General features: G+C 72.6%; 17 protein-coding genes and 1 riboswitch. Of the genes, 15 read left to right on the top strand and 2 right to left on the bottom strand.

Features of this window, described 5'->3' with window-relative positions; genetic code table 11:
- Positions 1–16 precede the first annotated feature (16 nt).
- From AB0D99_RS03485 to AB0D99_RS03415, 15 genes are all read left to right on the top strand, one after another.
- The gene (locus AB0D99_RS03485) at positions 17–862 is read left to right on the top strand and encodes a xanthine dehydrogenase family protein subunit M (RefSeq protein WP_362356407.1); all 846 of its coding nucleotides are present in this window, start codon (positions 17–19) and stop codon (positions 860–862) included.
- Entirely contained in the window at positions 859–3,246 is a 2,388-nt protein-coding gene (locus AB0D99_RS03480) for a xanthine dehydrogenase family protein molybdopterin-binding subunit (RefSeq protein WP_362356405.1), read from the top strand. The genes AB0D99_RS03485 and AB0D99_RS03480 overlap by 4 nt, the downstream gene beginning before the upstream one ends.
- On the top strand, positions 3,243–3,902 hold the full coding sequence (locus tag AB0D99_RS03475) for a (2Fe-2S)-binding protein (protein ID WP_362356403.1): 660 nt from the start codon (positions 3,243–3,245) through the stop codon (positions 3,900–3,902). Before AB0D99_RS03480 ends, AB0D99_RS03475 begins: the two co-directional genes overlap by 4 nt.
- Positions 3,893–4,528 (top strand): SRPBCC family protein, encoded by a 636-nt coding sequence (locus tag AB0D99_RS03470; RefSeq protein ID WP_362356401.1) that lies wholly within the window; start codon positions 3,893–3,895, stop codon positions 4,526–4,528. Before AB0D99_RS03475 ends, AB0D99_RS03470 begins: the two co-directional genes overlap by 10 nt.
- On the top strand, positions 4,525–5,202 hold the full coding sequence (locus AB0D99_RS03465) for an isochorismatase family protein (RefSeq protein ID WP_362356399.1): 678 nt from the start codon (positions 4,525–4,527) through the stop codon (positions 5,200–5,202). Before AB0D99_RS03470 ends, AB0D99_RS03465 begins: the two co-directional genes overlap by 4 nt.
- A complete protein-coding gene (locus tag AB0D99_RS03460; protein ID WP_362356397.1) occupies positions 5,199–6,119 on the top strand; it encodes an alpha/beta hydrolase in 921 nt (306 codons plus the stop codon). Before AB0D99_RS03465 ends, AB0D99_RS03460 begins: the two co-directional genes overlap by 4 nt.
- A gap of 2 nt (positions 6,120–6,121) precedes the next feature.
- Positions 6,122–6,625: a MarR family winged helix-turn-helix transcriptional regulator gene (locus tag AB0D99_RS03455; protein WP_362356395.1), complete on the top strand. Its 504-nt coding sequence runs from the start codon at positions 6,122–6,124 to the stop codon at positions 6,623–6,625.
- On the top strand, positions 6,622–7,389 hold the full coding sequence (locus tag AB0D99_RS03450; RefSeq protein WP_362356393.1) for an aspartate/glutamate racemase family protein: 768 nt from the start codon (positions 6,622–6,624) through the stop codon (positions 7,387–7,389). Before AB0D99_RS03455 ends, AB0D99_RS03450 begins: the two co-directional genes overlap by 4 nt.
- A gap of 43 nt (positions 7,390–7,432) precedes the next feature.
- Positions 7,433–8,578, top strand: coding sequence for an XdhC/CoxI family protein (locus AB0D99_RS03445; protein WP_362356391.1), 1,146 nt, complete (start codon positions 7,433–7,435; stop codon positions 8,576–8,578).
- A gap of 134 nt (positions 8,579–8,712) precedes the next feature.
- Entirely contained in the window at positions 8,713–9,192 is a 480-nt protein-coding gene (locus AB0D99_RS03440; RefSeq protein WP_362356389.1) for a MarR family winged helix-turn-helix transcriptional regulator, read from the top strand.
- A gap of 78 nt (positions 9,193–9,270) precedes the next feature.
- Positions 9,271–9,450: riboswitch (cobalamin riboswitch) on the top strand.
- 230 nt (positions 9,451–9,680) lie between these two features.
- The gene (locus AB0D99_RS03435; RefSeq protein ID WP_362356387.1) at positions 9,681–11,180 is read left to right on the top strand and encodes a CoA-acylating methylmalonate-semialdehyde dehydrogenase; all 1,500 of its coding nucleotides are present in this window, start codon (positions 9,681–9,683) and stop codon (positions 11,178–11,180) included.
- The gene (locus AB0D99_RS03430) at positions 11,177–12,328 is read left to right on the top strand and encodes an acyl-CoA dehydrogenase family protein (protein ID WP_362356385.1); all 1,152 of its coding nucleotides are present in this window, start codon (positions 11,177–11,179) and stop codon (positions 12,326–12,328) included. The genes AB0D99_RS03435 and AB0D99_RS03430 overlap by 4 nt, the downstream gene beginning before the upstream one ends.
- The gene (locus tag AB0D99_RS03425; RefSeq protein ID WP_362356383.1) at positions 12,325–13,401 is read left to right on the top strand and encodes an enoyl-CoA hydratase/isomerase family protein; all 1,077 of its coding nucleotides are present in this window, start codon (positions 12,325–12,327) and stop codon (positions 13,399–13,401) included. The genes AB0D99_RS03430 and AB0D99_RS03425 overlap by 4 nt, the downstream gene beginning before the upstream one ends.
- Positions 13,398–14,315, top strand: a complete 918-nt coding sequence (gene mmsB / locus AB0D99_RS03420; protein ID WP_362356381.1) for a 3-hydroxyisobutyrate dehydrogenase — start codon at positions 13,398–13,400, stop codon at positions 14,313–14,315. The genes AB0D99_RS03425 and mmsB overlap by 4 nt, the downstream gene beginning before the upstream one ends.
- Positions 14,312–15,094, top strand: coding sequence for an enoyl-CoA hydratase (locus tag AB0D99_RS03415; protein ID WP_362356379.1), 783 nt, complete (start codon positions 14,312–14,314; stop codon positions 15,092–15,094). The genes mmsB and AB0D99_RS03415 overlap by 4 nt, the downstream gene beginning before the upstream one ends.
- A 122-nt stretch (positions 15,095–15,216) precedes the next feature.
- Here the strand turns inward: AB0D99_RS03415 and AB0D99_RS03410 are convergent, their stop codons facing one another.
- Both AB0D99_RS03410 and AB0D99_RS03405 read right to left on the bottom strand, forming a co-directional pair.
- Positions 15,217–16,758: a hypothetical protein gene (locus tag AB0D99_RS03410; protein ID WP_362356377.1), complete on the bottom strand. Its 1,542-nt coding sequence runs from the start codon at positions 16,756–16,758 to the stop codon at positions 15,217–15,219.
- Entirely contained in the window at positions 16,755–18,743 is a 1,989-nt protein-coding gene (locus AB0D99_RS03405) for a hypothetical protein (RefSeq protein WP_362356376.1), read from the bottom strand. Before AB0D99_RS03405 ends, AB0D99_RS03410 begins: the two co-directional genes overlap by 4 nt.
- Positions 18,744–18,883: the final 140 nt, after the last annotated feature.

Genomic DNA, 18,883 nt, shown 5'->3' with positions numbered 1-18,883 from the left:
GTACGACAGGAGAGACATGAAGCCCGCTCCCTTCCGCTACCACCGGGCGCGCGACGTCGAGGGCGCCACGACGCTCCTCGCCGAGCTGGGCGACGAGGCCAAGGTCATCGCCGGCGGCCAGAGCCTGGTCGCGATGATGAACTTCCGACTGGCCCGGCCGGCCCATCTGGTCGACATCGCCGGACTGCGTGAGCTCGACCATCTGGGCGTCGACGCCGACGGCGGCCTGCGCATCGGGGCACTCACCACCCACCACACGGTGGAGACCGCGCCACCGGACGGGCTGGGGCCGGGCTTCGACGTCATCCGTGAGGCCATGGCCTGGATCGGCCATCTGCCGATCCGCACCCGCGGCACGGTCGGCGGCAGCATCGCCCACGGCGACTCGACCGCCGAATGGTGCCTGCTCGCCGTACTGCTGGACGCCGAGATCGTGGCCCGCGGCCCGCGCGGTCAGCGTCGCGTCCCGGCCGGGGAGTTCTTCTTCGGCTACTACACGACCGCCCTGGACCCCGACGAGATCCTCGTCGAAATCGTCTTCCCGCGCCCCGCACCCCGTGCGGCGCTCACCGAGTTCGCCGAGCGCCGCGGTGACTTCGCCGTCGTGGCCGCCGCCGTGGACCTGGACGTCGAGGGTTCCGTCCGCGGCGGCCGGGTGGCCCTCGGCGGGGTCGCCGCCATGCCGGTGCGGGTCCCCGAGGCGGAGGCGGTGCTCTCCTCCGGCGGCTCCTTCCGCGACTGCGCCGAAGCGGCGGCCGCCGCGGTGGAGCCGCCGAGCGACGCCAACGGCAGCACCCCGTACCGCAGACACCTCATCCGCACCCTGGTCCAACGCGCCTGTGAGGAGGCGATGTCCCGATGACGTCCACCAAGGACGAGCGTCTGGTCGGCAGGTCGGTGCCCCGCCGCGAGGACCCCCGGCTGCTGACCGGACGAGGCCGCTTCGTCGACGACATCGAGCTGCCCGGAATGCTGCACGCGCAGTTCGTCCGCAGCACGGTCGCCCACGGAGTGATCACCGCCGTCGACCTGAGCGCCGTGCGCCGAGTGCCGGGCGTGGTCGCCGCCTTCACCGCCGCCGACCTGGAGATGGGCGACATCACGGCCCGGCTCGGGCGCCCGCTCTCGGAGTTCGTCCCCACCGCCATGCCGGTCCTCGCCCGCGACCGGGTCCGCTACGTCGGCGAGCCCGTCGCCGTGGTCGTCGCCCGCGACCCGTACACGGCCGAGGACGGCCTGGAAGCGGCACAGGTCACCTACCGATCCCTCCCGCCCGTCACCTGCGAGGAGCAGGCTCTCGCTCCCGACGCCGCCCTGGTCCACGAGGAGGCCGCGCACAACACCCTCGTCGACGTCTCCCTGTTCGCCACCGAGGGCATCGACGACGTCTTCGACAGCGCGGCCTGCGTGGTGCGCGTGGAGACGCGAACCGGCCGGCAGAACGCGCTGCCGCTGGAGACCCGAGGCGTGGTCGCGCACTGGGACGAGCGGGAGGAACAGCTCGTCCTGCACACCTGCACCCAGGTTCCGCACCAGGTGCGCACCGTCGCCTCGCGCTGCCTCCGGCTCGACGAGCGCGCGGTGCGGGTGATCGTCCCGGACATGGGCGGCGGCTTCGGGCTCAAGTGCGCGGTCGGCCGTGAGGAGATCGCCGCCGCCGCGGCGGCGCGGCGGCTCGGGCGCCCCGTGAAGTGGATCGAGGACCGCAAGGACGCCCTGTCCGCCTCGTTCCTCGCCCGCGAACAGCACTACACCGCACGCGCCGCCTTCGACACCGACGGCCGGATCCTCGGCCTCGACGCGGACGTGGTCTGCGACATGGGGGCCTACTCCTGCTACCCGTTCACGGCCGGCATCGAGCCGCTGATGGCCTCCGCGGAGATGCCCGGCGTCTACAAGGTCCCCGCCTACCGCGTGCGCGGCCGGGCCATCACCACCAACAAGGCCCCCACCGCCCCCTACCGGGGCGTCAGCCGGCCGCAGTACGTGATGGTCGCCGAGCGGCTCATGGAACGCGCCGCACGCGAACTCGGCCTCGATCCCCTGGAGGTCCGACGCCGCAACCTCATCACCGAGTTCCCCTACACGGGAGTCAACGGCATCACCTACGACCCCGGCTCGTACCGGGAATCCCTCGACCTGTGCGAGCGGGCCGTGAAGGAGGCCGGCTGGTACGAGCGGCAGGCCGCGGCACGGGCCGAGGGGCGCCACATCGGCATCGGCTACAGCTGCTTCAGCGAGCGCACGGGATACGGCTCGGCCGCCTTCGCCGCCCGCAGGATGGAGGTCGTCCCCGGCTTCGACTTCTCCGAGGTGCGCATGGACACCAGCGGGGCGGTCACCGTCACCACCGGCACCATGAGCCACGGGCAGAGCCACGAGACCACCATGGCGCAGATCGTCGCCGACGCGCTCGGCGTCGACCTCGCCAAGGTCAAGCTCCACCAGGGCGACACCGACCGTGTCACCTACGGATGGGGCAGCTTCGCCAGCCGCTCGATCGTCGTCGGCGGCAGCGCGGTCGGTCTGGCGGCGGGCAGGCTCGGCGACAAGCTCCGCGCGATCGCGGCCGCCGCGTGGGGCATCTCCCCGGAAGAGACCGCGCTGGGGCACGGCCGGGTCCGCCGCCTCGACGACCCCGAGACGACGCTCACGTACGAACAGCTGGCGGACACCGCCTACCTCAAGGCCCATCTGCTGCCCAAGGACATCGAGCCCGGCCTCGCCGCCACCGCGGTCTTCGACGTCTTCGACGACGGCACCTTCTCCAACGCCACGCACGGCGTCGTCGTCGAACTCCACGAGGGCACCGGTCAGGTGGAGATCCTCGCGTACGTCTGCGTCGAGGACTGCGGCGTGGCGATCAACCCGCAGGTCGTGGAGGGCCAGTGCCGGGGCGGCATCGCCCAGGGCATCGCGGGCGCGCTGTTCGAGCAGGTCACGTACGACGACCAGGGGGAGCCCTCGGCCACCGGCTTCATGGACTACAAGGTGCCCACCGCCCACGAGATCCCCGACGTCTCGATCCACCACATCGAGACCCCGTGCGCGTTCACCGAGACGGGCGCGAAGGGCGCGGGGGAGGGCGGCACGATCGGGGCCCCCGCCGCCGTGCTCAACGCCGTCAACGACGCGCTGCGGCCCACCGGCGTCGAACTGGACCACACGCCCGTCACCCCGGAGACCGTCCACCGCGCACTGACCGCGCGAGCACACGCACCCGCAGCACTGGAGCCCACACCATGACCGACACCAGCGCCCTGGGCGACGACGTCCAGCTGCTCACCCTCGACGTCAACGGCACCTCGCACGACGTGATCACGGCGCCGCGCCGCACGCTCGTGGACGTGCTCCGTCACGACCTGCGGCTGACGGGCACCCATGTCGGCTGCGAGCACGGCATCTGCGGCGCATGCACCGTGCTCGTCGACGGGCTCCCGGCCCGGGCCTGCCTGATGTTCGCCGCCCAGGCGGAGGGAGCGCGGATCAGGACCGTCGAGTCCCTCTCCGGCCCGGGCAGCCCCTGCGCCCCCGGCCCCTGCCCCGGAGCCGGCCCCGGAGTCGGTCCCGCCACCGCCACCGCCACCGCCACCGCCTCCGCCTCCGCCACCGGCCCCGCCCCCGCCCCCGCCACCGGCTCGGGTGAACTCGGCGATCTCCAGCGGGCCTTCACCGAACACCACGCCCTGCAGTGCGGCTTCTGCACCCCGGGCTTCCTCATGCTCGCCGAGGGCTTCCTCGCCGAGCGGCCGGAGGCGACCAAGGAGGAGATCAGGGAGGTCGTCGCCGCCAACCTGTGCCGGTGCACCGGCTACCAGACCATCGTGGAGGCGATCGACGCCTGCGCGACCGCCCGGCGCGCCCAACGGGCTGCGTGCTCCGAGGAGACCCCGTGCAACTGATCAACACCGTTCCCGTCAAAGCCGCGCCCGACGCGGTGTTCGCCCTGGTCAGCGACGTCCAACGGGTGGCCTCCTGCATGCCGGGAGCCGCTCTCGAAGGCCGTGAGGGCGACGCCTGGCGCGGCGCCGTCAAGGTCAAGGTCGGTCCGATCACGGCCGCCTACGCCGGCACCGTGCGCTTCCTGGAGGTCGACGCCGAGAAGCGACGCCTGCGAGTCCACGCCATGGGCGCCGATACGCACGGCAGCGGTGATGCCGAGGCCGAGGTCTCGCTGGAGGTGCTGCCGGCCCCCGACGGCGCGCAGCTGAACCTGACCACCGACCTGGTGATCCGGGGCAAGATCGCCCAGTTCGGCAAGGGCGCCATCGCCACCGTCTCTGACCGGATCCTCCAGCAGTTCGCCCAGAACCTCGGCGACCTCCTGCTCGGCCCGGCCGGTACCGCGGGCTCCGCCGCCGCCGTTCCGGCCGGGTCCACCGCCGCGGCCGTCGCGCCCACCGCCGCGACGGCCGAGCTCGACGGGCTGTCGTTGATCGCCGGCCCGGCGCTGAGGAAGTACGGTCCGGTCGGGGCCGCCTTCCTGCTCGGGCTGTTCCAGGGCTGGCTCCTGGGCAGGCGCCGATGAATGCCGGACTCTACGGTGCGCGCACCGACCGCACGTACCGGACGGCCGGTTTCGGCTCCCCGGTCCGGCGGGGCGGTCGCCCCGCGATCGTCGTGGTGGACCTGACCCGGGGCTTCACCGAGGACTCCTACCCCTCGGGCACGGACCTCACCGAGGTCGTGGCCGCGACCGCCCGTCTGATCGAGGCGGGGCGTGCGGCGGACGTGCCGGTCGTCTTCACCGCCATCGCCTACACCGAGGCCGAGGCGACCGGCGACTCGATCGCCTGGCTGCGCAAGGCACCGGGCCTGCGAGGGCTCGTCGAGGGCAGCGACGCGGTGGCCGTCGACCCGCGGCTGCCGATGCGGCCCCAGCACGACGTGCTGGTGGTGAAGAAGGGGGCCTCCGCCTTCTTCGGCACCAGCCTCGCCGGCACGCTGACAGCCCGCGGCTGCGACACCGTCGTGGTGTGCGGGGCCACGACCAGCGGCTGCGTGCGCGCCACGGCCGTCGACGCCGTCCAGTCGGGCTTCTCGGTGCTGGTGCCCGGCGCGTGCGTGGGCGACCGGGCGCAAGGCCCCGCGGAGGCGGCGCTCTTCGACATCCAGGCCAAGTACGGCGACGTCATCGACCTCGAGGACGCCGTCCGTTACGTCGGCAACCCGTCCACGCCCGACACGCGGGCTCGTTCATGAGGAGGGATCCCGTGCCCCAGCGCTCCGTGCCGCAGGCCGCGCTCGCCGATCTGGCCGACGTTCCGGCCACCAGCCGGTGGGTCCGTTCCGGCGCCGTCCGGCTGCACGCGCTCGACTACGGCGGCGATCTGCCTCCGCTGGTCGTCCTGCCCGGCATCACCAGCCCCGCCGTCACCCTGGACTTCCTCGCCCGTGAACTGACCGACCTGGTCAGGCCGGTGGTGCTGGACGTACGCGGCCGGGGACTGTCGGACGACGGCGAGGGCTACGGAGTCGAGGAGTACGCCGAGGACACCGAGGCCCTCATCGACGGTCTGGGACTGGAGCGTCCGCTGCTGTTCGGGCACTCCATGGGCGCGCGGATCGCGGCCGTCGTCGCGGTACGGGCCAAGGCGGCCGTGCGCGGCGCGGTCCTGGCCGACCCGCCGATGAGCGGGCCGGGCCGGGGACCGTACCCCACCGGCCTGGAGACCTTCCTGCGACAGCTGTCCGAGGCCCGCCGCGGAACGGACGCCGACGAGGTGGCCGCCTCCTGGCCCACGTGGCCCCGACGGGAGCAGGAACTGCGGGCGCGCTGGCTGTCCAGCTGCGCCGAGCAGGCCGTCGTCGGCACGCACCACGCCTTCGAGCACGAGGACTTCTTCGCCTGGTGGCCCCGGGTCCCGGCACCCGTCACCCTGCTGTACGGGGCCGACAGCCAGGTCGTCACCGCCGCCGGGGCCGAGGAAGCCGCCCGCACGAACCCGGCAGCCGCCCTGCACGCCGTCCCCGGCGCCGGGCACATGATCTTCTGGGACGCCCCGACGGACGCCCTCGCCACCCTGAGGACGGCCCTGAGCGTCCTCCTCGGTCCGACCGAGACCGGTCCCGGGCAGCCCGGCACCCGCCCCGGTTCCGGCTCCCGGCGGAGTGCGTAAGGGTGGTCGCGCCCGATACCGCACCGGCCGTCGAGGCCGCGGCTCAGGCCCCGGCCGCCCTGACCGCCGCTCCCGGCTACCAGGTGCGCCGGCTCTACCAGGCGTACCTCGCCGCGTGGCTGCGGGAGGTGGATCCCGTACTCACCGGTCCGCAGTTCGCCGTACTCCAGACCGTCCAGGAGTGCCCCGGACGCGACCAGCGGTCCCTGGCCGCCGCCGTGGCGCTGGACACCTCGACGATGGCGGACGTGGCCCGGCGACTGGAGAACCGGCGTCTCATCACACGCCGCACCGCGGCCGACGACGGCCGCCGCAAACTGCTCCACCTCACGGAAGAGGGCGAGCAGCTGCTCCGCGCGGCCGACCACCGCGCACGGGCGCTGGACCGGCGCCTGATGGAGCCGTTCGGCGACACCGCACACCAGACCCTTCTGCACACGCTCACGTCCCTCGCCGACCACTGGGTGGGACTGGCCGACGCCGCAACCGGAGGACAGAACCCATGACGGACCATCACATCGGCATGATCGTGCCCAGCTCCAACCTGACCATGGAGACCGAACTGCCGCGGATGCTCAGCGCCCGCGAGGCCGTCGAGCCCGACGACCGCTTCGTGTTCCACAGCAGCCGGATGCGCATGAAGCACGTCACCCCCGAGGAACTGCGCGGGATGAACGCGCAGACCCAGCGCGCCGCACGCGAACTGGCCGACGCCCGGCCGGACGTCGTGGCCACCGCCTGCCTGGTCGCCATCATGGCGCAGGGACCCGGCCACCACTGCGTGGCGGAGGAAGAGATCACCACCGTGCTGCGCGGCGAAGGCGCGGACGCCCCGGTGGTCTCCAGCGCCGGCGCCCTGCTCAGCGGCATCGGCGCCCTCGGCGCCCGGCGCGTCGCCCTCATCACGCCGTACATGAAGCCGCTCACGGCGCAGGTCGTCGACTACATCGAGGACGCCGGCATCGAGGTGGTCGACTCCCTCAGCCTCGAAGTGCCCGACAATCTGGCGGTCGCCCGGCTCGACCCGGCCGATCTGCGCCGGCACTGGCGGCGCCTCGACCTGAGCCGGGCCGACGCCCTCGTGCTGTCGGCCTGCGTGCAGATGCCGTCCCTCGCGTCGATCCAGCCGGTCGAGGACGAGGCGGGGCTCCCCGTCCTGTCGGCGGCCACGGCGACGGCCTTCCGCATCCTGACGGAGCTCGGCCTGCCTCCCGTCGTACCGAACGCCGGAAGTCTGCTCGCCGGGCGGGTCCCGGCGGCCCGGTCGTGAGCCGAGGGGCGGACGGACCGGCGGGGACGAGAGGATCCGGCTCGTGCGTGACGTGATGGAACCCCTGCTGTCCTGGTGGACCGAGGGCAGGGCGGCGGCGGTGGCCACGGTCGTGGCCACCCACGCCTCCGCGCCCCGGCGCCCCGGTGCCGCGATGCTGGTGGGACCCGCGGGCGAGGCGGTCGGCAGCGTCTCCGGCGGCTGCGTCGAGGGCGCCGTCTACGAGTTGGGCCGGGAGGCGCTCGCCGGGGCGCCGCCGGTGCTCCAGCGGTACGGAGTCTCCGACGGTGGCGCCTTCGAGGTCGGGCTGACCTGTGGCGGCACCCTCGATGTCTTCGTGGAGAAGGTCGACCGCCGGAGCTTCCCGCAGTTGGCCGAGGTGGCCGAGACGGTACGGGCCGGACGGCCGGTCGCGGTGGCCACCGTGATCGCCGGGCCGCCGGAACGCCTCGGCCGCCGCCTGGTCCTCCTGCCGGACCGGGTGGCGGGCTCCACCGGCTCGGAGCGGCTGGACCGTCTCGTACGCCAGGACGCCCGAGCGCTGCTGGAGGCCGGCCGCTCGTCCGTGCTCCGCTACGACGCGCGGGGAGCCTGTCGGGACGGAGACCCGGACGCGGCCGGCGCGGGGATCCGGGTCTTCGTCGAGTCCTTCGCGCCGCCGCCCCGGATGATCGTGTTCGGCGCCGTCGACTTCGCGGCGGCCCTCGCACGGACGGGATCGCTCCTCGGTCACCGGGTCACCGTGTGCGACGCGCGTCCCGTCTTCGCCACCGCTGCGCGGTTCCCCGGCGCGTGGGAGGTGGTCGTCGAGTGGCCGCACCGGTACCTCCGCGCGGAGGCGGAGGCCGGGCGGATCGACGGGCGGACCGCGCTCTGTGTGCTGACCCACGACCACAAGTTCGACGTCCCCCTGCTGGAGGTGGCGCTGCGCCTGCCCGACGTCGGCTACATCGGGGCGATGGGCTCCCGCCGCACCCACCTGGACCGATGGGACCGGCTGACGGCGGCGGGGCTGACCGAGGCCGAACTGAAGCGGCTGTGCAGCCCGATCGGCCTGGACCTCGGAGCCCAGACCCCGGAGGAGACCGCCGTGTCCATCGTGGCCGAGATCATCGCGACGAAGGGAGGCGGCAGCGGACTCCCGCTGACCGACCGGCCGGGCGCGATCCATCCCGATCAGGGACTCTGACCGCGCCCGGCCGCCCCGTCCGCGACGACCACCGGGCCCGCCCGCGACAACCACGGCGCCCGCCCGCGACGACCACCGTGCTCGGCCGTCACCCGCTCTCGCTCGGCGTCGGCCGTGCGTGCTTAAGTAGGCCCATGGCCGACCAGACCCCGCCCGCCGAGACCACCCCGGAGATCCCCGCCGCCCTGACAGCCGCGCCCGGCTATCAGGTCCGCCGCCTCTACCAGGCGTACCTCGCGGTGTGGGCGCGGGAGGTGGACCCGGTGCTGACGGGGCCCCAGTTCGCGGTGCTGCAGACCGTGGAAGCCAATCCCGGCCGTGACCAGCGTTCCATGGCCGCCGCCGTCTCCCTGGACACCTCCACCATGGCCGATGTGGCCCGCAGACTGGAGAACCGCGGCCTGCTCGCCCGCCACACCGCGGCCTCCGACGGCCGTCGCAAGCTGCTGTACCTCACGGACGCCGGCCGCGAGACCCTGCGCGAGGCCAACGACCGGACCCGGTCGCTCGACAAGATCCTCCTGGAGTCCTTCGGCGAGGGGGAGCGCGCACCGCTCGTCGCCACGCTCCAGGCGCTCGCCGACCACTGGGAGGGGCTGGCGGAGGGCTCGTGACCCACGCCGGCGGGCGATGACGGTGTGATCGCGCCACGCCGCGGGGGAGGGGTGGACTTACTAGGACGTCCAACTATATGTTCGTGACAAGCCCGCGGTGCAGGGAAGCCGGTGTGAATCCGGCGCGGTCCCGCCACTGTGACCGGGGAGCGTGCTCTTCAGCAGGTCAGGCCACTGACGGAAACCATCCGTCGGGAAGGCCGGAGAGCGTGCGCTGATCCGGGAGCCAGGATACCGGCCGTGGGGTGTTCCGTGTTGTCCACGAGGATGGAGCAGACACGCATGGCACCGGTACGTGACCACGACCCTGGTGATCCGGCGGAGTACCCGAACCCCGAGGCCCTGTCCCCGCGTTCGTGACTCGACGAGGGCGCCCTCGCCCTCCCCTGTCTCGCGGAAGGACCCGCGTGCGCGCACCCCGATCGGTGCCGTCCTCGCGGCCCTGGCCGCGCCTTCCTCGGATCCGTACCTGACGAGAGCAGGCTTCGATGGTCCGCGAACTCACCCATTTCATCGGCGGAAAGCACACCCCCGGCACGTCCGGTCTCTTCGCCGACGTGTACGACCCCAACACCGGCGCCGTCCAGGCCAGGGTGCCCCTGGCCGGGCGCGCCGACACCGAGGCGGCGATCGCCGACGCGGAGGAGGCCCAGCGCGAATGGGGCCGGTGGAACCCGCAGCGACGCGCCCGCGTCCTGCTGCGGTTCCTCCAACTCGTCGAGGGCGAAAGGGAATCACTCGCCCGACTGCTCTCCGCCGAGCACGGAAAGACCGTCGCCGACGCCCACGGCGATCTGCAACGCGGCCTGGAGGTCGTGGAGTTCGCCGCCGGGATCCCGCACCTTCTCAAGGGCGAGTTCACCGACAACGCCGGCGCCGGCATCGACGTGCACTCGCTCCGCAGCCCGCTGGGCGTCGTCGCCGGGATCACCCCCTTCAACTTCCCGGCGATGATCCCGCTGTGGAAGGCAGCGCCGGCCCTGGCCTGCGGAAACGCGTTCATCCTCAAGCCCTCCGAGCGTGACCCCTCCGTACCGCTGCGGCTCGCCGAGCTGTTCCTGGAGGCCGGACTGCCGCCCGGTGTGCTGAACGTGGTCAACGGCGGCAAGGAGGCCGTCGACACCCTCCTCGAAGACCCCCGCGTCCAGGCCCTCGGCTTCGTCGGCTCCACCCCGATCGCGGCGCACATCTACGCCACCGCGGCCGCGAACGGCAAGCGCGCCCAGTGCTTCGGCGGTGCCAAGAACCACATGATCGTGATGCCGGACGCCGACCTCGACCAGGCCGCCGACGCGCTGATCGGCGCCGGCTACGGCTCCGCGGGAGAGCGCTGCATGGCGATCTCCGTCGCCGTTCCCGTCGGTGAGGAGACCGCCGACAAGCTGGTGGCGAAGCTGAAGGAGCGCATCGCCTCCCTGCGTATCGGCACCTCCGACGACCCGGACGCCGACTTCGGTCCCCTCGTCAGCCGGGACGCCCTGGACCGGGTCGATCGCTACGTCGGCATCGGCGTCGACGAGGGAGCGGAACTCGTCGTCGACGGGCGGGGGTTCACCCTTCCCGGGCACGAGAACGGCTTCTTCGCGGGAGCCTCGCTCTTCGACCGCGTCACCCCGGCCATGCGGATCTACCAGGAGGAGATCTTCGGCCCGGTGCTGTGCGTCGCACGGGCCGCCGACTACGAGGAGGCCCTGCGGCTGCCGAGTGAGCACCCGTACGGGAACGGCGTGGCCGTCTTCACCCGCGACGGGGACACCGCCCGCGACTTCACCCGCCGCGTCAGCGCCGGCATGGTCGGCGTCAACGTCCCCATTCCGGTGCCCGTGGCCTACCACACCTTCGGCGGCTGGAAGCGGTCCGGATTCGGCGACCTGAACCAGCACGGGCCGGACGCCATTCGCTTCTACACCCGCACCAAGACCGTCACCTCGCGCTGGCCCTCCGGGGTCAAGGAAGGCGCGAGCTTCACCATCCCGACGATGGGATGAGCGCGATGACCACACTCACCGAGGACCAGCTCGCTCTCGCCGACGTCACCCTGGACTTCGCGCAGGAGCAGCTCGCCCCGCACGCCGTGGCCTGGGACCAGGACAAACACTTCCCCGTCGACGTCCTCCGCAGAGCCGCCTCGCTCGGCCTCGGCGGCGTCTACGTCGGGGAGGAGCACGGAGGCTCAGGACTCACCCGCGCCGACGGCGTCCTCGTCTTCGAGACCCTGGCGACCGGCTGCCCCTCCATCGCCGGGTACCTCTCCATCCACAACATGGTCGCCTGGATGATCGACCGGTACGGCAACCCCGACCAGCGAGCCCGTTGGCTGCCGGAGCTCTGCTCCGCCGCGGCCCTGGGCAGCTACTGCCTCACCGAACCGGGCGCCGGTTCGGACGCCGCCGCGCTGCGGGCCCGCGCCGAGCGGGACGGCGGCCACTACGTCCTGAGCGGAGTGAAGCAGTTCATCTCCGGCGCCGGCGCCTCCGACGTGTACGTCGTCCTGGCCCGCACCGGGGGCGCGGGCCCGCGCGGGATCTCCGCGTTCGTCGTCGAACGGGGGGACGCGGGCGTCTCCTTCGGCGCGAACGAGCGCAAGATGGGCTGGAACGCGCAGCCCACCCGGCAGGTCGTCCTCGACGGCGTGCGGATCCCCGCCGACCGGCGGCTCGGCGCCGAGGGCGAGGGCTTCCGCATCGCCATGCACGCTCTCGACGGCGGCCGGCTCGGCATCGCCGCCTGCTCCCTCGGCGGCGCCCGGAGCGCCCTCGACCGCAGTCTCGTCCACCTCGCCGACCGCGAGGCCTTCGGCGCCCGGCTGCTCGACGCCCAGGCCCTGCAGTTCCGGCTGGCCGACATGGCGACCGAACTCACCGCCGCCCGCGCGCTGGTCCGGCAGGCCGCCGAGGCACTCGACGACGGCGATCCGAAGGCGTCCCAACTGTGTGCCATGGCGAAGCGGTTCGCCACCGACACCGGCTTCTCCGTCGCCGACCGGGCCCTTCAACTCCACGGCGGATACGGCTACCTCAGCGAGTACGGCCTGGAGAAGATCGTCCGCGACCTGCGCGTCCACCGGATCCTGGAAGGAACCAACGAGATCATGAACGTCATCGTCGCCCGCGGCCTGACGGAGCACCTGCGATGACCGGCGACGAGGACGTCCTGATCCGGACCGAGGGCCGGACCGGCCGGCTGATCCTCAACAGGCCCGAGGCGCTCAACGCGCTCAGCCACCCCATGGTGCTGAGCATCGAGGCCGCGCTCACCGCCTGGCGGGACGATCCCGCCGTCGAAGCGGTGGTGATCTCCGGCGCGGGGGAGCGGGGACTGTGCGCGGGCGGCGACATCCGCGCCATCTACGAGGACGCCCGTACGGGCGGCACGGCATCGGCCGACTTCTGGCGGGACGAGTACCGGCTCAACGCCCTGATCGCCCGCTACCCCAAGCCGTACATCGCCCTCATGGACGGCATCGTCATGGGCGGCGGGGTCGGCGTCTCGGCGCACGGAACCGTACGGATCGTCACCGAACGCTCCCGCGTCGCCATGCCCGAGACCGGCATCGGCTTCGTCCCCGATGCCGGCGGCACCTACCTCCTTGCCCTGGCGCCGGGCGAGCTGGGCACCCACCTCGCCCTGACCGGAGCTCCCGTCGGCGCCGCCGACGCCCTGCTCTGCGGCCTCGCCGACCACTACGTACCGGCCGAGCGGCTCGACCGGCTGGTCGCGGACCTCTCGCGGACCGCCGTGCACGACGCCCTGACCTCGCACGTCGGCCAGGCACCACCCGGTGCACTGGCCGCCCACCGGGAGTGGATCGACCACTGCTACGCGGCCGACTCGGTCGAGGAGATCGTGGACCGGCTCCTCGCGAGCGGGGTGGAGGCGGCGCAGGAGGCGGCCGCCACCCTGGCCGCGAAGTCACCCACCGCGCTCAAGGTCACCCTGACCGCACTGCGGAGGGCCCGCGGGCTCGGCCCGCTGGAGCGGGTGCTGGAGCAGGAGTACCGCGTCTCGTGCGCGGCCCTTTCCTCTCCCGACCTCGTCGAAGGCATCCGAGCCCAGGTCGTCGACAAGGACCGCACCCCCCGCTGGTCGCCCGCGACCCTCGGCGAGGTCACCGACGAGGACGTGGCCCGCTACTTCGCCCCGTCGGGCGCGGGCCGATCCCTGCTGCTCGCGGCCGGAACCGACCCCCTTCAGGAGGTGCCCTGGTGAGTGATGTCATCGCCTTCATCGGCCTCGGCCGCATGGGTGGCCCGATGGCCGCCAACCTCGTCGCCGCCGGCCATCGCGTGCTCGGGTTCGACCTCGTCCCGGAGGCTCTGGACACCGCTGCCGCGGCCGGGGTCGAGACGGCGGACTCGGCAGGGGCGGCCGCCGCCGCAGCGGACGTCGTGATCACCATGCTGCCCGCGGGCCGCCATGTCCTCGCCCTCTACCGGGACGAGGGCCTCCTCGCGGCCGCGCGGCCGGGCACCCTCTTCATCGACTGTTCCACCATCGACGTCGCCGACGCGCGCGCCGCCCACGATGCCGCCGTGGCCGCCGGGCACCGGGCCCTGGACGCCCCCGTGTCGGGCGGTGTCGTCGGCGCCGAGGCCGCCACTCTCACCTTCATGGCGGGCGGCGGAGAGGCGGAGTTCACCGAGGCCCAACCACTGCTCGCGGCCATGGGGAAGCGGGCCGTGCACTGTGGTGGCGCGGGCGCCGGCCAGGCCGCCAAGATCTGCAACAACATGATCCTCGGCATCTCGATGATCGCCGTCAGCGAGGCGTTCGTCCTCGGCGAGAGCCTCGGCCTGTCCCACCAGGCGCTCTACGACGTCGCCTCCACCGCCTCCGGCCAGTGCTGGGCACTGACCACCAACTGTCCCGTCCCCGGACCCGTTCCGGACAGCCCGGCCAACCGCGGCTACCGCCCTGGATTCGCGGCGCCGCTCATGGCCAAGGACCTGGGACTCGCCGCCGCCGCGCTGCGGGCCGGCGGCATCGACGGCGGACTCGGCCTGCGCGCCGCCGAGATGTTCGCCGCCTTCGCCGAAGGGGACGGCGCGGCACAGGACTTCTCCGCCATCGTCCACGTCCTGCGCGACACGGACACCGAACCCGTGAAGGGAAGCCGCTCGTGAACGAGACCGCGTACGAGACCATCCGCGTCGAGCGCAAGGGGCGCACCGCCTTGGTCACCCTCGACCGGCCGAAAGCCCTGAACGCGCTCAACCTTCAGGTGATGAACGAGGTCGTGAGTGCCACCGAGGCCCTCGACCGGGACCCGGACATCGGCTGCGTCGTGATCACCGGCTCTCCGAGGGCCTTCGCCGCCGGCGCGGACATCAAGGAGATGCAGCCCCAGGGATACCTGGACATGTACCTCACCGACTGGTTCACCGCCTGGGACCGGCTCGGCAACCTCCGCACGCCCACGATCGCGGCCGTCTCCGGCTACGCCCTGGGCGGCGGCTGCGAACTCGCCATGCTCTGCGACGTCCTGTTGGCCTCCGACACCGCCGTCTTCGGACAGCCGGAGATCACATTGGGCGTGATCCCGGGCATCGGCGGCTCGCAGCGACTCACCCGGGCCGTGGGCAAGGCGAAGGCCATGGAGCTGTGCCTGACCGGCCGGACGATGGACGCCGTCGAGGCGGAACGAGCGGGCCTGGTCTCCCGGATCGTCCCGGCCGAAGACCTCCTCCCCGAGGCGCTCGCGGTCGCGGCGACCATCGCGGAGATGTCGAAACCGGTGGCGATGATGGCCAAGGAGGCCGTCAACCGCGCCTTCGAATCCTCTCTCGCGGAGGGCGTCCGTTTCGAACGACGGCTGTTCCACGCGGTGTTCGCCACAGCCGACCAGAAGGAGGGAATGGCCGCCTTCGTGGAGAAGCGGTCCCCGGACTTCACCCACCGCTGACCTCGCCCACGTGGCCGGCCGGCCCGGCCCCTCAGGAGGGGCCGGGCCGGACCGGATCTCGGCGGAACGCCGAGGGCGCTCCCCTTGACGCTCCTACGGGAGGAAGCCGTTGCGCCCGCGCCTCAGTCACGGCTCGCGGTGCAGTCGGCAGGGGTGGGGCGGCCCGTCGGCCAGGCGAGACCGACGAAGCGGATGCGGCCGGGCGCGTCGGGGGCGAGCTCCACGACGGAGACCGCCTTGTTGTACGGGTTGCCGTAGTTGTCCAGACAGATCCAGCCGCTCGCACCGTCGACCTTGCCCATGCCGTGCAGTCGCAGCCACGAGTCGCTGATGCGGCCGAGCGTGGGAATGACCGGGTCGTGGTCGTCGCGCATCCGGATGGCGGTGATCGCGGTGAGACCGGCGTCGTAGAACGTGATGGTCCGCGAGTCGGTGAGCTCCACCGGCCCGATGTTCCCGACCTCCTTGCTGCCGGCGAGGTCGGACAGGGTACGGAACGCCGCGGCCGAACCCCCGGTCGCGGGTGCCTTTCCGTCGGTCCAGGCGTCCGGGTGGGCGACGGCGGCGTACTGGAGGGTCACGCCCTTGCGGAACGCCTCCCAGTCGAGGAGCTTGTCCGAGGAGAGCGTGGAGGCGCCGGAGCCGGTGATCACGGTGTACTTCTTCTCGGTGCAGCCGCGGTTGCCCAGTTCGTTGACGAACTGCCGCAGCTGGACCGGCCGTCCGGCGAAGTAGATGACCTTCGCGGCAGAGGTGCAGATCGTGTCGACCATCTGGTCGAAGGCGTTGGCGGTGGTTCCTTCCTCGTGGAACTCCTCGGGCGCGCGGTACTGCTCCGGCGCCCGAGGTGATCCCAGAGTCCGCTCGGCGAAGGCCCGCTTGAGCGCGTCGACGTAGTTGTCGCCGGTGCGGATGTCCTCGACGACCAGGGTGTGCTTGGGGTCGATGCCCTTGTTGAAGTGGGACAGGGCCCTGGCCTGGTCGGTGGTCGTGGGCACGACCCGGGCGAGCCCCGGGTAGGCGTCGGGCCGCTCGCGGCTGTTGCCCGAGTCGTCGGCGGTGATCGGCCCGCCGACGACGGGAATGCCGCGCTCCCGGGTGAGATAGGCGATGGCCGCCTGGGTGGTGGCGGTGGAGACGTCGAAGCCGATCACGGCCCGCAGGTTGTCGGACGAGGACTCCGCCATGGTGCCGAGCTGCTCGGCGACCGGTCGCCAGTGCGCGTGACTGCGACCGGGGTTGGCGAGCAGGAGCCGTATCGCCGGCTTCTTGCTGTTGGAGTCGTGGTTGGCGCGGTACTGCGCGAGATACGCGCCCTGCACCTCGTGGAGCGTCTTCTGCTGTTCGAAGGACTGCGCCGGGGCCATGGGCAGCATCACGGCGACGGAGACGTGCGGCTCGCCCTCGATCCGCTCGTTCTCCGCCTTGATCCGCGCGCTGACCTCCCTGAGGTTGTCCGCGAAGACGAAACCGCCGTCGGTGACGCCGGTGCATTCCCGGGAGCCCTCGGGTCCCCGCTCCTCGATCCCCTTGCCGCAGGCGGGATCCGGTCCGAGGACGGCGACGCCGACCCACACGGCGGCGCCGAGCACGGCCAGGGCGACGACGAGCGCGGCCGCTTTGGTGAGCGGTCCGCCGGGCAGTCGTGCGATGAACGACGTCATGACGCGGCACCTTCCTGGACGGGCAGGTCGGGAGCCTGTGCTCCGGCCCGCAGGCGGACCGGCCAGGCGGCGGACGCCTCGCGGTAGGCGGCGTGCGCGGCCTTGTTGCCGTACAGCGTCTCCAGCGCGATGCGGACGGTGGTCAGTTCGTCCTCGCGCGGGGCGAGGGTGAGCGGGTCGGACAGCCGCCACAGCAGGGGTACGAGGGAGGCGACGGCATCGTGGTGCGGGCCGGGTGCGTCGCTGCCGCAGGCCGTGCACGACAGGGTGGGGCTCCCGGCCGGGGGTTCGTACCCCTCGCGCGGATGAGGTGCGGCGCAGATCCGGTTGAGGGAGGTCAGCCAGGCGGCGGGCGGGGTGACGGTGAACCGATGGTGGAGCACGCTGACCACCTCCTCGACCCGGCCCAGGGCCAGCGTGTGGTGCAGATACGTGTCACCGCGCGGATCGCACAGTGAGCGCAGCCGGAGCTGGGTGTCGCGCCAGCGCTCGTGGGTGAGGGTGCTGGCGAGCCGGTGCCGCAGCAGCAGATCGAGTGCCCGGTCGCCGTCGAGACAGGAGCGGGTCCGGTAGTCGTCGGCCTCGCGGACCCGGACGGCGACCATCTCCTCGGAGTGGTCCTCGGGATGGGCGAAGGTCCACAGCCCGCGCCGGGTGCCCGCGTCGGCCGCGGCGGAGAGCAGGACCAGGCGCTCGCGCATCACGGGATCGGGCAGCAGCTTGGCGAGGAGCGCGGGCGCCGCCTCGTCGAGCAGCTCCCCGCCGCGTATCGTGCCCACGTCCTCGACCCGGCGCACGGCCGCGTCCGCCAGGGTCCGGGCGCTCGCCGCCCGGCCCCCGCTGTAGCGGGCGACGACGCGGGGCAGATGGTCGGGGTAGTCGACGGGGCTGAGCATCTCCGCGATGTGGGCCGGTTCGATGTCGGGGACGCTGAGCACCAGGGGCCGGTCCCGCGGTACCGCGTCGCCGCCGACCTCGCTCAGCGGCGGGTACCCCCGGCGCCTGCCGAGCAGCGTGGCGATGGCCGCCGGCCGTGTCCGCGCCCTGCCCGACGCGTCGCCGTGTCCGGCGTCGAGGAGGTCGAGGAAGACCCGTCCGACGTCGGTGTGGGCGTTGTCGAGCAGCAGGACCGGTCGCGGCTTCCTGTTCAGCCGGCGCAGTGTGCCGTAGTTGGCGTCGATGTCGTCCAGGAGGGCGGCGACCAGATGCTCCTCCGCGGTGCGTCGGCGGTCGTCGAGCCGGCGGAACCCGCGGACGAACTGGAAGAGCCGTTGCAGCGAGTCGCCCTGGTAGCCCTGGGAGCTGTGCAGCCGGTCGCCCCACCAGGCGAGCGCGCCCTTGTCGGGTTCGTTCTTGAGGAGCTGCGTCCGGGCGGAGTCGAGGACGATCCCGGCGATCGTGTCGAGGCCGGGGACGGCGGACAGCACCAGCGGGAGGTTGTCCGTGACCAGGTCGAACCAGCGGCCGAGGCTCTCCCTGCGGCGCCGCACATCGGGGTCCTCGGCGGTGATGAGCGTCCGGAGGTCCGCTTCCGCCCGACGCAGGTCAGGAGGGCGTACATCGGTCTCGCCGCTGTTCAGCGGACGCCAGGCGGTGACGACGAGGAGGCCGAGCGACAGCCGGGGAAACGTCATCGGCCTGCCGAAATGCCGTACCTCCAGGCCGAGTTTGTACGCGAGGAGATACAGCAGGTGGGTGATGCGGGAGGCGTTGGGGACATCGTCGTCACCGTCGGCCACACCGGGCTCGCCGAAGCCCGGAGCCCCGAGGTCGACCCGGGCGAGCGGCACCCTGCCGTTGTACGCGTCATGGACGGCGCCCAGCAGGGCGGTCTTGCCGCTGCCCCGTCCGCCGACGACCCGCACGACGGGCGCGCCCTTGGGGTAGGCGAAAGGGACCAGGTATCCGTCCTTGTGATGCAGTCCCACCAGCCGCGGGACGAATCCCTCCTGCAGGGCCTGCTGACCGTACAGTCTCCCGCCCATGGCGCTCGCGCCTCCCCCTGTCACTTGCGCATCAAGAGATCAACTCAGCGTGCACAGAAGGAACTTACCTGACAGGGGCCTCGACGGCAGCGGGGTTGTCGACGATCCGTGACCGATCGGGACCACCCCGTGCCCGGTGC

The organism is Streptomyces sp. NPDC047971 (assembly GCF_040653355.1).
In the GTDB taxonomy this organism is placed as follows: Bacteria; Actinomycetota; Actinomycetes; order Streptomycetales; family Streptomycetaceae; genus Streptomyces.
Note: the sequence above shows the minus strand (reverse complement) of the source record. Positions and strands in the feature narration are given on the sequence as shown.